This window comes from Parvibacter caecicola, from assembly GCF_003725335.1.
GTDB lineage: Bacteria > Actinomycetota > Coriobacteriia > Coriobacteriales > Eggerthellaceae > Parvibacter > Parvibacter caecicola.
Map to the genome: position 1 here is coordinate 33,991 of NZ_QIBY01000001.1, position 13,200 is coordinate 47,190.

Genomic DNA, 13,200 nt, shown 5'->3' on the forward strand with positions numbered 1-13,200 from the left:
TAGCGCTAAAATGACCGTCATGGCAAATGCGAAACAAACACAACCGCTCCTTCCGGCTTACCTGCTGGTGGGGGAAGACGCCCTGAAACGGGAAGCGGTGCTGAAGCGCCTCACTGTGCGCTGCGCCCAGCTGGGGGACCTCTCGTTCAATTCCGACGATTTGGACGGCGCCACCGCGAGCGGCGAGGCCATTGTGGCCTCCTGCAACACGGTGCCCTTCGCCAGCGACATCCGCATGGTGGTGGTGAAAAACGCCGGCAAGTTGCGCGCGGCGGACGCCGAGAAGGTGGTGGCTTACCTCAAATCCCCCAGCCCCACCACGGTGTTGGCGATGGATGCCGAAAAGCTTGCCAAGAACACCAAGCTGTACAAGGCCTTCGCGGCGGTGGGAAAGGACGCGGTAATCGACTGCGCCCCGCCCAAGCGCAAAGATCTGCCGGCAAAAGTGAGGGCCATGGCCATGAACCACGGCGCCACCATCACCCCCGGTGCCGCCAACGCATTGGTGGATTTGGTGGGCGAGGACACGGTGCGGCTGGACGGCGAGCTGAAGAAGATTGCGCTGGCCCATCGCGGCACCGAGCCCATTGGCGAAAACGAAGTGCTCTCCATGGTGGCCCGTACCTCCGAGGTGAAGCCGTGGGAATTCGACGGCGCCTTCATGGCGCGCGACTTGAAGCGGGCCATGCTGCTGCTTTCCCGCATGCCCTCCGTTTCCCCCCATGCGCTGCTGCCCCGCTGCGTGAATTGCCTGCGGGAGCTGATGGCCACCCAAGCGGTGATGGGCCGCGGCGGCGCGGCCGCCGTGGCGGCCGCCCTTAAGAAACAGGAGTGGCAGGTGAAAAGCCACCCTCAGTACGCCCGCCGCTTCACCCCCGAAGAGTTACGCCACGCGGTGCAAACCTCCTGCGAAGCAGAACGGCGCATGAAAAGCGGCGCCGATGCCATGGGCGCCTTCGTGGAGTGGCTCACCCAAACCCTGAGCCGCTAAAGCGCGTCGAAGGAGGCGTTCGTTTTTTGGCATGCGGCACTGTATATCTTTGCCGCGACCCCGCTGAGCTCTTGGGTGGTCGGGCATGCTCCCACCGAGCGAGTTCCGCACGACGCGAAAGTGCCCGTGGCACTTTCGCCAAAGCAGGACTGTTTGAGCGAATGGGGGGTATGCCCGACCACCCCACCCGGAGAGCTACAACTTTGCACGCGCTAAAGATAAACGTCCCCTCGGCACAAAAAAAACGACCCGCCGGTTGGCGGGTCGTTTGTGTTCGTTGGAGGCGAAAGCTATTCAGCGGCTTCCTCGGCAGGGGCCTCGGTCTCTTCAGCAGCGGCAGCCTCCGCCTCGGCCTTGGCGGCGGCAGCGGCTTCCTTGGCCTTGCGGTCGGCGGCCTTCTTCTCTTCCTTCAGCTGCTTCTCGCGGCGCTTGGCCTTCTCGGCGGAAGCCTTCTCCAGGGCGGCCTTGCGCTCGGCCTTGGCAGCGGCCTTCTTCGAGCCGGTCTTCTGGGCCTTGGGCTCGGCCTTCTTGTAGGCGGCGATGTCCTCGGCGGTGGCAACGGTGTTGGCCAGGGCCATGATGCCGCTTTTGCGGTTGGCGGCCTGGTTCTTGTGGATGACGCCCTTGCTGGCGGCCTTGTCCATCAGGCGGCAAGCGTGGCAGGCGGCGGCGTAAGCCTCGGCGCCGTTGCCCTCGGCCACCGCTTCGCGCACGCGGCGCACGGCGGTCTTCAGCTCGCTCTTCACCGCGCGGTTTCGCATGCGGCGCTTCTCATTGGTGATGATGCGCTTCTTCTGAGATTTGATGTTAGCCATTTCTCTTCCTTTTCTTGCGGGCCCTCGCGGGCGGGTTGGTCATCGTTGGCACGATGGGGCATGCTCGCGATTCCGCGCGAGACGCATGAGCGATGATTTCGTGGAAGGAAAAGAGACGAAGGCGAAGCGGTGTCTGCTTTGGCCCGGTTGGGCACTGCGGCCGCGGCCCGGAGGCAGGCGAACCTTGCAGGTGGAAGCGGTCAGGATTTTTCCGCCTCAGCGAGCGCCTTCACGCTCTTTTCCAGCCGTCCCATCTTTCGCGCAGCCTTGTCTGCAGATTGGCGATGAATTCATCGCGCATACGTACCGCTGGAATCACAATGCGATAGAATACCAAAGATTCGCGCTGCTGCGCAAAGTTTTTTCCAAACCTCCTTAAACGGGGGTTTGATTTCGCGAAAGGGAAGGAGCCTTTTGTGGCACCACTCAAGAAACTCATCGCCGCATCCGCCGTGTGCGCCCTGGCCGCACTGACCTTGGCCGGTTGCGGCAGCGGCGGCCATCAGGTAATCGCCTCGAACGAGGCCTGCTCCAACTGCCACTCTAGCGAGAAACCCCAGTTCGATGTGGCCCGGCCCACTGCTGGCGAAATCGTGGAATGCGCTCCGGGCACTCAGGTGAACGTGGCTACCGGCGGTAATACGGCGGTGCTCTGCAGCGTCATCTTCACCTCTGAAGACGGCGGCAGCTTCGTGCCGGTGATGGCCTCGAACCTTGGCAGCGCCGACACCTCCTTCACGGCCCAGGAGGGCGTGTGGGCGGTAGTGGCCGACGAGGGCGACGCCTCCCATGGCGTGGTTCTGGTGGTGAATCCCGGCACCGCTGCAGACGGCGCCGAAGTGAACATTCAGCTGTAACTGAGCCAGGAGCATTGCATTTACCTATGACCGATCTTTCCCATATCCGCAATTTTTCGATTATCGCCCACATCGACCACGGTAAGTCCACCATTTCCGATCGCATTTTGGAAATGACCGGCACGGTGGCCAAGCGCGACATGCAGGCGCAGCTGTTGGACTCCATGGACATCGAACGCGAACGCGGCATCACCATCAAAAGCCAGGCGGTGCGGGTGAACTATACCGCCGACGATGGGGAGACCTACCAGTTCAACCTCATCGACACCCCCGGCCATGTGGACTTCACCTACGAGGTGTCCCGCAGCCTGGCCGCTTGCGACGGGGCAGTGCTGGTGGTGGATGCCACCCAGGGGGTGGAGGCGCAGACGGTGGCCAACGCCATGCTGGCCATGAACGCCAACCTGGAGATCATTCCCTTCATCAACAAGATAGATCTGCCGGCCGCCGAGCCGGAACGCGTCAAGGGCGAGATCGAGGACGGCCTGGCCATTCCCGCCGATGATGCGGTGCTGGGTTCGGGCAAGACCGGCGATGGCATCCACGAGCTGCTGGAGGCGGTGGTGTACAACATCCCGGCTCCCACTGGCAACACGGAAGCCCCGTTGCGGGCGCTCATTTTCGACAGCTACTTCGACGCCTACCGCGGTGTGGTGGCCCTGGTGCGCGTGGTGGACGGTTGCATGAAGAAGGGCGACCGCATCCGCATGATAGCCACCAAGACCGAAACCCAGGTGGAGGAAGTGGGGGCGCGCCACCCGCAGGAGACGGCGCTGCCGTCGCTTTCCACCGGCGAGGTGGGGTATCTGGTGACCGGCCTCAAGGATGTGAGCCAGGTGAAGGTGGGCGACACCATTACGCTGGCGCAAGGGGGCGTGGACGAGCCGCTTCCCGGTTACCGCGAGGCCAAGCCCATGGTGTTCACCGGCCTGTTTCCCATCGAGGGCGATCAGTACGAGCCCCTGAAAGAGGCGTTGGAGAAGCTGTCGCTGAACGACCCGGCCCTGGTGTGGGAGCCGGAAACCTCCCATGCGCTGGGGTTCGGCTTCCGTGTGGGCTTCTTGGGGCTTTTGCACATGGAGGTGATCAAGGAGCGGCTTGAACGGGAGTTCGGCCTGGACCTTCTGGCCACTGCCCCTTCGGTGGAATACCACGTGTACATGAAGGGCGGCGCCATGGTGTCGCTCCATTCGCCCCAGGAAATGCCCGATCCCGGCTCCATCGAGCGGGTGGAGGAGCCCTACTTGAAGGCGAAGATCCTCATTCCCCCCGATTACGTGGGGGCGGTGATGGACCTCACGGTGGCCCGCCGCGGCACCTTCGTCACCATGAACTACCTCTCCCAGACCACCGTCGAGATGTTGTGGGAGATTCCGCTTTCCGAGTTGATCATGGACTTCTTCGACAAGCTGAAGTCCAACACCAAAGGCTATGCCAGCCTGGATTACGATTTCCTGGGCTATAAGCCTTCCGACCTGGTGAAACTGGATATCCTGCTGTCCGGCAAGCCCATCGACGCGCTCTCGTTCATCGTGCACAAAGACAAGGCCTACGACCGCGGCCGCGTGCTGTGCGACAAGCTGAAGGAGATCATTCCGCGCCAGATGTTCGAGGTGCCCATTCAGGCGGCCATCGGCGGGCGTGTGCTGGCGCGGCAAACGGTGAAGGCGAAGCGTAAGGATGTACTGGCGAAGTGCTACGGCGGCGATATCACCCGCAAGCGCAAGCTTTTGGAGAAGCAGAAGGCGGGCAAGAAGCGCATGAAGGCCATCGGTAACGTTGAAGTGCCGCAGGAGGCATTTATGGCGATTTTGAAAGTTGATGAGTAGCGGGTCACCCGATGGCTCTTCGCGGGGAGGGCGGTCGGGCACAGCCGCATTCGCTCAGACAGTCCTGCTTTGGCGAAAGCGCCACTGGCGCTTTCGCGTCGTGCGGAACTCGCTCGGTGCGGCCGCGCCCGACCGCCTGCCGCTTCTTTGGCGGGTGACCCGTTTGTCACCGCAGGGTTTTTCTCGCTCGCTTTGCTGGACCTAAGGAATTTCGCTATTCTGGTTTGGTGGTTGGCTCGCTCGGTGCGACCGCGCCCGACCGCGTGTCGCGTTTTGGCGGGTGAGCTGGGTGGATTGCCGGTTTTTCGGTTTCTAAGGACTGGAGGAATATGTCCTTTCTCGGATACGACGTTATTCTTGCCCCTATGGCGGGGGTGACCGATGTGGCCCTGCGGGCCCTTTGCCGCGAGCAGGGGGCCGATATATGCTTCACGGAAATGGTGTCCGCCAAAGGGCTTTCCTTCGCCAATGAAAAGACGCGGCACCTCTTGGCTCTGGCGCCGGGGGAGGACAAGGTAGCGGTGCAGCTGTTTGGCCACGAGCCGGAGGTGATGGCCTCCCAGGCGGCGTGGATAGAACAGGAGATGGGGGAGAGCCTGGCCTACTTGGACATCAACATGGGTTGTCCGGCCCGCAAGATCGTTTCCAAGGGAGACGGCAGCGCCCTCATGAAAACGCCGGATTTAGCGGCGGCCATCGTGGGCGCGGTGAAGGGTGCCGTGCAGCACCCGGTAACGGTGAAGTTCCGTCGCGGCTGGGGGCCCGACGAGGAGACGGCCCCCCAATTCGCGCGGCAGATGGAGGCAGCCGGCGCCGACGGCGTTACGGTGCACGGGCGCTTCGCGCTGCAGATGTACCACGGCAGCGCCGATTGGGACTGCATCCGCCGGGTGAAGGAGGCTGTGCAAGTGCCCGTATGCGGCAACGGCGATGTGAGAAGCGGTGCCGATGCGGTGGCCATGCGGCAGCGCACCGGCTGTGACGCTATGATGATAGCCCGCGGCGCGGAAGGGAACCCGTGGGTATTCTCCCAGGTGAAGGCCTCATTGGCGGGGAATCCCCAGCCAGCGCCCCCTACAGTGGTGGAGCGCATCGCCATGGCGCGGCGCCATGCCCAGCTGCTGCAGCAGCGGGAAGGGCGCAACATCGTGCGCATGCGTAAGCACGCCATGTGGTACGTGGCGGGGCTTCCCGGGGCCGCCAACGCCCGCGGCCGCCTGAACTATTGCTCTTCGCTTGAGGACTTCGATGCCGTTTTCGATGAGCTTCTGGAGGAAGCGCGCCTGCATGGGGCATACGGACAGCCCGATGCTTGCGCTGCCATGGGGAAGAGGTAGAATCTCTTCCTTGCATTTCCACCGTAGCAAACTTGGTTTGCGCGAATGGGCGCGCAGCTGGTTCTCGTAGGGCAGAGATTCTATCTCTGCCTGGCTCTCGACTGGGAAGGAGCCCCATGCCCCACGACCCTTACAAGGCCCTCTACATCCATATCCCCTTCTGCGTGAAGCGCTGCGGCTACTGCGATTTCTGCACCAGTGCCGTTGCCCGGGACGCCCCGGAAATGGACGATTACGTGGAGGACTTGGTGATGCAAATTTGCCGTAAGTCGAAAGAAGGGGAGCTGGGGGCGCTGAAGACGGTTTACATCGGCGGCGGAACCCCGTCCCACTTAGGCCTCTCCCGGCTCTCCAGCCTGCTGTACGCCCTTGCCCTCTCGATGCACCTCACGCCGGAAGTGGAGTGCACCATGGAAGCCAACCCCGAGAGCCTCACCGAGCGCATGGTGAACGACATCTGGGCCATGGGGGTGAACCGGCTTTCCCTGGGCGTGCAGTCCTTCGACGACGATGTGCTGGCCATCCTTGGGCGCGCCCATACGGCCCAAGAAGCCATCGATGCCGTCAAGATGGCGAAGGGGCGCTTCGAGAACGTGTCGGTGGATCTTATGGCAGGCATCCCCGGGCAGAGCGCCGAGAGCTTCATCCGCTCGGTTGAAACCGCCATTGAGCTGGGGGTCAAGCACGTGAGCGTGTATCCGCTGGCCATCGAGCCGGGCACCCCGTTTGACCGCGCTATCATGCGGGGGCAGATGGAAGAGCCGGACGAAGACGTTGAAGCGGACATGATGGAGGCGGCCAGGCGCATCTTGCAAAGCGCCGGGTTCCACCGCTACGAGGTGGCCAACTACGCGCTTCCCGGTTTTGAGTCGCGCCACAACAGTGCTTATTGGAGCGGCGTGCCCTACCTGGGGCTGGGCCGCAGCGCCACCACCATGACCCAGAACCGCGAGCGGCGCATGCGGGTGTGCGATGGCCAGGTGGTCGACGACCTGAATCCGGCCCAGATGCGGGCGGAGGACCTGATGCTGGCCATGCGGATGGCGCAGGGGGTGTCCTGTGGGCAATTGCAGGAGGCGGCGGAGCTGTTGCCGCAGGTGCCGCAGGTGTTCCAGCAGTTGCAAGAGCTGGGGCTGGTGGCGTGCGAAGAAGGGCGCTTCCGGCCCACCGAGCGGGGCTGGCTGTGTGGCAACGAGCTGTACGGCCGCATTCTCGACCTGGCGCCGTAGGGTTTCGCTGAGCGGATTGGGTGGAGTATTTCCAAAGCATTAGCACTCTTGGCCTAAGGCTGCTAAAATCACCTTCCAGAGAGGCGGCCCGGGCGGGCCGCGTTCATGCAGGCTTTTCGGAAGGCAAGGTGTTTCCCATGCTGTCAGACAGGCGCCAGCGAGTGCTGTGCGCGCTCATCGAGGAGTACATCCGCCATGCCATGCCCGTGGGCTCGCGCACCCTTACGGAACGTTATTCGCTGGGAGTGAGCCCTGCTACCGTGCGCAACGATTTGTCGGCGCTCGAAGAGGGTGGTTTCATTTTCCAGCCCCATACCTCCGCCGGCCGCGTTCCCACGGACTTCGGCTATCGCGCCTTTGTGGATGACTTGCTGGAGAACGATCTGCTGCAGGAGGAGAATCCGTATCCGGAGGTGGTGAGCCAGCTGCGCCAGAGGGCGCAGGAGCTGGACGAGCTGATGGAGCAGACCTCCGAGGCCCTAATGCGCCTCACCAACTGCCTGTCCATTGTGGTGGCACCTTCGCTGCTTTCCGCCCGCATTCGCCAGATATCCCTCATCTCCCTAAGTCCGCGCCGCGTTTTGCTGGTGGTGGTGAGCCAGGACGGCGAAGTGCTCAATCGCCAAATCGGCTTCGAGGAAGACGTGGATGCCCAGGATTTGGCCAAGGTGCAGAACCTCATGAACATGACGTTTTCGGGCAAGACCATCGACGACATGGGAACCGGGGCGCAGGAGGACATGTTCGCCTCGGTGCACAACCCCTTGTTTCAGGTGCTGCTGGAAGAGCTCATCGTTTGCGTTCGGGAATCCGACGATGGCCGGTCGCGGCGCACGGGGCTCTCTTCGCTCATGGCCATGCCGGAGTTCAGCAGCTCGTCTTCGCTTATGCCCCTCATGCGGCTGATGGAGCACGAGGACGTGCTGTGGTCGGCGTTGGACGGGGCCGAGGGGGAGGACGACCAATGCCTGGTGCGCATTGGCACGGAGAACCCCGTTCCCGAATTGTCAGACGTATCGGTGGTGGCCGGCCGCTACGGCCGCGGCGAATCGGCCGGCATCGTGGCGGTGATAGGCCCCACCCGTATGGACTACGGTTCGGTCATTCGCGCCGTTCGCGCCGCTCAGCAGGCGCTTGCGGACGGATAGGGGCCGAAAGCTATAATTGTCGGTCGGTCAAAGATAAGCGCAACAGCGACGAGAGAAGGTTTTAAGCCCCATGGCTAAAGATTTGTACGAAGTACTCGGCGTGGACAGGAACGCGTCGGAAGCGGACATCAAGAAGGCGTTTCGCCACAAGGCGCGCGAGCTGCACCCCGATGTGAACAAGGCTCCCGATGCGGAAGACCAGTTCAAAGAGCTGAACGAGGCCTACGATGTGCTGTCCGATGCCCAAAAGCGGGCCCAGTACGACCGCTTCGGCACCATTCCCGGAGCCGCTTCGGGCCCCGGTGCTGGCGGCTACGGCGGCGGCTACGTGGATTTCGAAGACCTGTTCGGCGGCGGTTTCGGCGGCATGGGCGACATCTTCTCCACCTTCTTCGGCGGCGCGGGGACCCAAGGGCGCCAGGTGCGCAAGAATGGTCGCGACATGAGCATCGGCCTGCGCATCACTTTGGAAGAAGCGGCTTCCGGCATCACCAAGGAAGTGGTGTACGACCGCCTGGCCCCGTGCCCCGACTGCGATGGCACTGGTTTGGGCGAAGACGGCAAGGAGGTTACGTGCAGCCGCTGCAACGGTCAGGGACGCATCGTCACGGTGCAGCACACCTTCTTGGGCGATATGCAATCGGCGTCCACCTGCCCCGAGTGCGGCGGCACCGGCACCACCATCGAGAACCCGTGCCCCGAGTGCAACGGGCAAGGCCGCGTTCCCGATCGCACCAAGCTTTCCGTGGACGTGCCCCAAGGGGTGCGTGACGGCCAGAAGATGCGCTTTTCCGGTTACGGCGAGGCGGGCATCCAGGGGGCGCCGGCCGGTGATCTGCTGGTCACCTTCCGGGTGCTGCCCCATGAGTTCTTCGAGCGGGACGGCGACGATCTGCACGCTCGGGTGACCATTGCCATGGTGCAGGCGGCGCTGGGGGCCGAAATCGAAGTGGACGGCATCCTGGAGGGCGAGACGGTGACGGTGCGCATCCCCGAGGGTTGCCAGCCCGGTCAAGTGGTGCGGGTGAAAGGCTGCGGCATGCCCCGCTTCAAGAGCGCTAGCAGTCGCGGGGATTTGTACGTGCACGTGAGCGTCCAGATTCCGAAGAAGCTGAACAAGAAGGAACGGGAGATTTTGGAAAAGTTCGCTCGGGAAACCGGCGACGAGGTGAGCGAAGGCCGCACCGCCTTCGAAAAGCTGCGGGACATCTTTAACTAGGCTTGGTTCCGCCGTCCTGGCGGACAGCGGAACTGCTCGTCCGCCGAGGCTCGCCCCTGTCGCCCCATCTTGACGCTCAGGCCTTTCCCTCGCGCACCAAAGTGCGCTCGGCCGGCCTTCGGGCCAATTTGGGGCACCTGGGAAACCCTCGGCTGCTGGTGTGGACCCGTGGTGTGCGGCGGCAGGATGGATGGACATGGCGGCGTTTAATTGGATTTCGTAGGGCAGAGATTCTATCTCTGCCTGATTTGCGGCATGATGTGGTTTCTTGCGGTCGTTGCGGTTAAGGGGGTTGCGGTGTCGCTTCCGCGGTTTTTCTTGGAGCAGCAGGTGGTTGCCGCTGAAGAGGATGCGGTGTTTCCGTTGCGGCTTGCCGCGGATGACGCCCGCCACGCGCGGGTGCTGCGGCTGGCGCCCGACGAGCACATTGCGGTGGTGGACGCCGACAGCGATTATTTCGAGTGCGAGATAGTTTCCTTCGATGATGCGCTGCCCCTGGTGCGCATAGCCCGTCATTTGGAAGCTCCCGAGGAGGGCCCCCTGGTGATGCTCTGCCAAGGGCTTGCCAAGGGCGACAAGATGGACGATGTGGTGCGCCACGCCACGGAGGTGGGGGTGAGCGCTTTCGTGCCTTTGGCATGCGAACGCTCGGTGATGAAGCTGGACGCCAAGAAGGCGGCATCCCGAACCGAGCGCTGGCGCTCCATTGCCAAGAGCGCGGCCATGCAGGCGGGGCGCCATCGGGTGCCCGAGGTGGCGACGCCGGCCACGGTGACCGAGTGCGCTGCCATGTTGGCGGGCGCCACGGCGGTGCTGGTGTGCTGGGAAGAAGCGCCTTCCACCTGCCGGCTTGCCGATGCCGTGCACGATGCGCTGGCGCAAACTCGCACTCCTGCCGCTGACGCCCGCATCGCGGTGGTGGTGGGGCCGGAAGGGGGGCTGACCCAGAAGGAAGTGGACCGGTTGCTGGCGGCCAACCCTCATGCGTCTTTGGTGACATTGGGTCCTTCCATCCTGCGCACCGAAACTGCCGGCGTAGTGGCCCCGGCCCTGGTGATCTATGAACTGGGCGGTTTGGGGAACGGGCCTGTCGCGGTGGAAGAAGATGTGCAGCTTGCTCCCGTGCCCGTGGCGGAGCCGCCGCTGGCGGCCCAGGGGTTCGCGGCCATGTTCGCCGCTCCGGGAGACTGCGATGACTGAGGCCGCCATCGATGTGCCGGGTTTGACCGGCACCACTTACGCCCTGGTTAACCTCGGGTGCAAGGTGAACCGGGTTGAATCAGACGGTTTCGAGCGTCTGCTGCAGCGGACTGGCTTTCGTCCCGTCGAAGACGGTGTGCCGGCCTCATTGGTGGTGGTGAACACCTGCACGGTTACCGGAGAGGCGGAGAAGAAGACGCGCAAGGCAGTGCGCCAGGCGCTGCGCAGCCATCCGGGGGCGCTGGTGATGGTAACCGGTTGCGCCGCTGCCATCTCCCCTGAAGTGTTCTCCCTGATGGACGGTCGGGTGCAGGTGGTGCCGAAAGCGGAAGCGGATTTGTTTTTGGGAAAGCTGTCCGCCGTTTCGGGCCATAAAGCTGCTTCGGCCGTTGCCCCTGCAGAGGGGCTGGCCGGGGCTTTCGACGGCCCTGCCGAGTTGTCCCGCACCCGCCGCGGCGTGAAAGTGCAGGACGGCTGCAACAACGCGTGCACTTATTGCATCGTGCACGTGGCCCGGGGCAAGGCCACCAGCCGCCCGGCCGATGAGGTGCTTCGCGATTCGCTGGCGTTGGCGGAAGGGGGCGCCGGGGAAGTGGTGCTTTCCGGCATCAACCTGGGGTCCTACGATTGGGAAGGCATGAAGCTTGCAGACCTGCTGTTGCGGCTCCTGGCCGCCACTGAGGGGCAATCGGTGCGTTTCCGCATCTCTTCCATCGAGCCCATGGACGTTGACGATGCCCTTGTCGAGCTTTTGGCCAATTCCGATGGCCGGGTGTGCCGCCATTTGCATCTGCCCTTGCAATCCGGCAGCAGCAAGGTACTTGGCGAAATGGAGCGCCCTTATTGCGCCGATGAATTCCTGCACCTGGTGGAACGGCTCTACCGGGCGTGCCCGACGCTTTCCCTGTCAACCGACATCATCGCTGGGTTTCCAGGGGAGACGGAGGCCGAGTTCCAGGAAACGCTGGAGATGGCTCGCGCCTGCCGCTTCTCGAAGATTCATGCGTTTCCCTATTCGCAACGGGAGGGCACGCCGGCCGCCGTCCGAGCCGACCAGGTGGCCCCAGAGGTGAAGACCGCCCGCGCCCGGCAATTGCGCCAGTTGGCCGCCCAGCTGCGGCGCGAGGACTTCGCCCGCCGCATCGGCACCGAGGAGTTGGCCGTTGTGGAAGAGCCCGGCCGCGCCTGCACCGAAAGCTACTACGAAATAGCAGTTCCCCAAGGCCTCAACCCCGGGGAACTGGCAAAAACAACAATCCCAGCAACCTTCCTGGCCTAGTCAGCCTGCCGCCCTAGGGGAATGCCTCCATGGGTGGAGGCATTCTTCGCGTTCTGTCTCATTCGCAGCAAATGTGGGAGGTTGTGTTCACGTAGCCTGAAAGCATCAAAGCTTAAGCGTTCACCTGCAGCAGTTTTTGCTTCAGTTCGGCTTCCATCTGCCGCAGCTGCACTTCGGCTTCGGCGCGTTTGGCGCGGCCGTCCTCCTGGATCTTCATCACTTCGTCGAAGGTCTGAATCAGGTTCTCGTTGGTGGCCTTCAAGGTTTCGATATCCACCACGCCCCGTTCGCTCTCGCGGGCCACTTCGATAGTGGACTGCTTCAGCTTCTCGGCGTTTTTCTTCAGAAGCTCGTTGGTCATGTCGGTCACAGCGGTTTGGGCCTTCAGAGCCGCTTCGTTGTTGGCCATGCCCAGCGCCAGCACCATTTGGCTTTTCCACAGCGGGATGGTGTTCACAAGCGTGGTCTGGATCTTCTCAATCATAAGCATCTCGTTGCTCTGCACCAGGCGAATCTGGGGTGCCATCTGCATGGCCACGGTGCGGGTGAGGTCCAAATCAGCCAGCTTCTTCTCGAAGCGATTGCAGGAGGCCTCCAGCTTCTGCACCGCCTCCGCATCCTCGGTGCGGCCGCTTTCCTTCGCCTTGGCCAGCAGTTCCTTCAAATCGGTGTTGCGCACTTCCTCAAGCCGCTTGCGGCCCGCCAGCAGGTACATGGTCAGCTCTTTGAAGTAGGCGAGGTTCAAATCATAGAGCTGGTCCAGCATCGCGGCGTCTTTCAGCAGCGTAACCTGATGGCCTTCCAGCGCCTTCACGATTTTGTCCACATTGGCCTCGGCCTTGTCGTAGCGGGCCTTCAGGGCGGTGAGGTTGTTGGCCTGCTTCTTGAAGAAGCCGAAGATGCCCTTCTCCTCCTCAAGGTCGAAGCTCTTGAGCTCGGTCACTACGCCGGCGATCAAGTCGCCCGCTTCCCCCAAATCCTGGGTGCGCACCTTCTCAAGGGCGGTTTCCGAGAAGCCGGCCATCTTCTGCTGCGCGCCGGCGCCGTATTGCAGGATCTGGGTGGTGTTGGACACGTCGATCTGCTGGGAGAAGGCGTCCACCTGGGCACGCTCTTCGGCGGACAGGGAGTCCTCCAGGGCGGGGGCCGCCAGCTCTTGCGGCTCCAGCACCACTGCCTCCACCGTGGCGGCGGCAGGCGGGGTGGAGGTGAGCTCCAGAGTAAGGGTGGGGGCGGGGATGGTGCTCACTTTCGTTTCGTCAGCCATAGGGATTCCTTTCTATGAGGCCGATGGGT

10 protein-coding genes and 1 pseudogene are annotated in these 13,200 nt (G+C 63.1%); 9 read left to right on the forward strand and 2 right to left on the reverse strand.

The genetic code is table 11. The annotated features are described in order from the left end of the window. Positions 1 to 19: 19 nt before the first annotated feature. Entirely contained in the window at positions 20 to 991 is a 972-nt protein-coding gene (holA, locus tag DMP11_RS00160; protein ID WP_214646976.1) for a DNA polymerase III subunit delta, read from the forward strand. A gap of 557 nt (positions 992 to 1,548) precedes the next feature. Here holA and rpsT read toward each other — a convergent pair. Then, positions 1,549 to 1,806: pseudogene (gene rpsT / locus DMP11_RS10465) on the reverse strand (30S ribosomal protein S20); the annotation flags it as partial. 416 nt (positions 1,807 to 2,222) lie between these two features. On the opposite strand from rpsT, the gene DMP11_RS00170 reads away from it, so the two are divergent. The 8 genes from DMP11_RS00170 to DMP11_RS00205 all read left to right on the forward strand — a co-directional run bounded on the left by DMP11_RS00170 (position 2,223) and on the right by DMP11_RS00205 (position 11,904). Next, on the forward strand, positions 2,223 to 2,663 hold the full coding sequence (locus DMP11_RS00170) for a hypothetical protein (protein WP_123184477.1): 441 nt from the start codon (positions 2,223 to 2,225) through the stop codon (positions 2,661 to 2,663). A gap of 26 nt (positions 2,664 to 2,689) precedes the next feature. Beyond that, entirely contained in the window at positions 2,690 to 4,492 is a 1,803-nt protein-coding gene (lepA, locus tag DMP11_RS00175) for a translation elongation factor 4 (protein WP_123184478.1), read from the forward strand. 329 nt (positions 4,493 to 4,821) lie between these two features. After that, a complete protein-coding gene (gene dusB / locus DMP11_RS00180; protein ID WP_123184479.1) occupies positions 4,822 to 5,829 on the forward strand; it encodes a tRNA dihydrouridine synthase DusB in 1,008 nt (335 codons plus the stop codon). Between the two features lie 116 nt (positions 5,830 to 5,945). Then, entirely contained in the window at positions 5,946 to 7,058 is a 1,113-nt protein-coding gene (gene hemW / locus DMP11_RS00185) for a radical SAM family heme chaperone HemW (protein ID WP_123184480.1), read from the forward strand. A 137-nt stretch (positions 7,059 to 7,195) separates the two neighbouring features. Beyond that, positions 7,196 to 8,206: a heat-inducible transcriptional repressor HrcA gene (hrcA, locus tag DMP11_RS00190; protein WP_123184481.1), complete on the forward strand. Its 1,011-nt coding sequence runs from the start codon at positions 7,196 to 7,198 to the stop codon at positions 8,204 to 8,206. Positions 8,207 to 8,276: 70 nt separating this feature from the next. Next, the gene (gene dnaJ / locus DMP11_RS00195; RefSeq protein WP_123184482.1) at positions 8,277 to 9,425 is read left to right on the forward strand and encodes a molecular chaperone DnaJ; all 1,149 of its coding nucleotides are present in this window, start codon (positions 8,277 to 8,279) and stop codon (positions 9,423 to 9,425) included. A 297-nt stretch (positions 9,426 to 9,722) separates the two neighbouring features. Next, the gene (locus DMP11_RS00200; RefSeq protein WP_123184483.1) at positions 9,723 to 10,625 is read left to right on the forward strand and encodes an RsmE family RNA methyltransferase; all 903 of its coding nucleotides are present in this window, start codon (positions 9,723 to 9,725) and stop codon (positions 10,623 to 10,625) included. Then, on the forward strand, positions 10,618 to 11,904 hold the full coding sequence (locus DMP11_RS00205) for a MiaB/RimO family radical SAM methylthiotransferase (protein WP_123184484.1): 1,287 nt from the start codon (positions 10,618 to 10,620) through the stop codon (positions 11,902 to 11,904). Before DMP11_RS00200 ends, DMP11_RS00205 begins: the two co-directional genes overlap by 8 nt. Positions 11,905 to 12,016: 112 nt before the next feature. Here DMP11_RS00205 and DMP11_RS00210 read toward each other — a convergent pair whose 3' ends face one another. Beyond that, positions 12,017 to 13,171, reverse strand: a complete 1,155-nt coding sequence (locus tag DMP11_RS00210) for a toxic anion resistance protein (RefSeq protein WP_123184485.1) — start codon at positions 13,169 to 13,171, stop codon at positions 12,017 to 12,019. Positions 13,172 to 13,200 lie beyond the last annotated feature (29 nt).

Bases quoted from the DNA above. Each gene is read 5' to 3' on its own strand.
- holA (WP_214646976.1), top strand. From the start codon at position 20: ATGGCAAATGCGAAACAAACACAACCGCTCCTTCCGGCTTACCTGCTG.
- lepA (WP_123184478.1), top strand. From the start codon at position 2,690: ATGACCGATCTTTCCCATATCCGCAATTTTTCGATTATCGCCCACATC.
- dusB (WP_123184479.1), top strand. From the start codon at position 4,822: ATGTCCTTTCTCGGATACGACGTTATTCTTGCCCCTATGGCGGGGGTG.
- hemW (WP_123184480.1), top strand. From the start codon at position 5,946: ATGCCCCACGACCCTTACAAGGCCCTCTACATCCATATCCCCTTCTGC.
- hrcA (WP_123184481.1), top strand. From the start codon at position 7,196: ATGCTGTCAGACAGGCGCCAGCGAGTGCTGTGCGCGCTCATCGAGGAG.
- dnaJ (WP_123184482.1), top strand. From the start codon at position 8,277: ATGGCTAAAGATTTGTACGAAGTACTCGGCGTGGACAGGAACGCGTCG.
- DMP11_RS00205 (WP_123184484.1), top strand. From the start codon at position 10,618: ATGACTGAGGCCGCCATCGATGTGCCGGGTTTGACCGGCACCACTTAC.
- DMP11_RS00210 (WP_123184485.1), bottom strand. From the start codon at position 13,171: ATGGCTGACGAAACGAAAGTGAGCACCATCCCCGCCCCCACCCTTACT.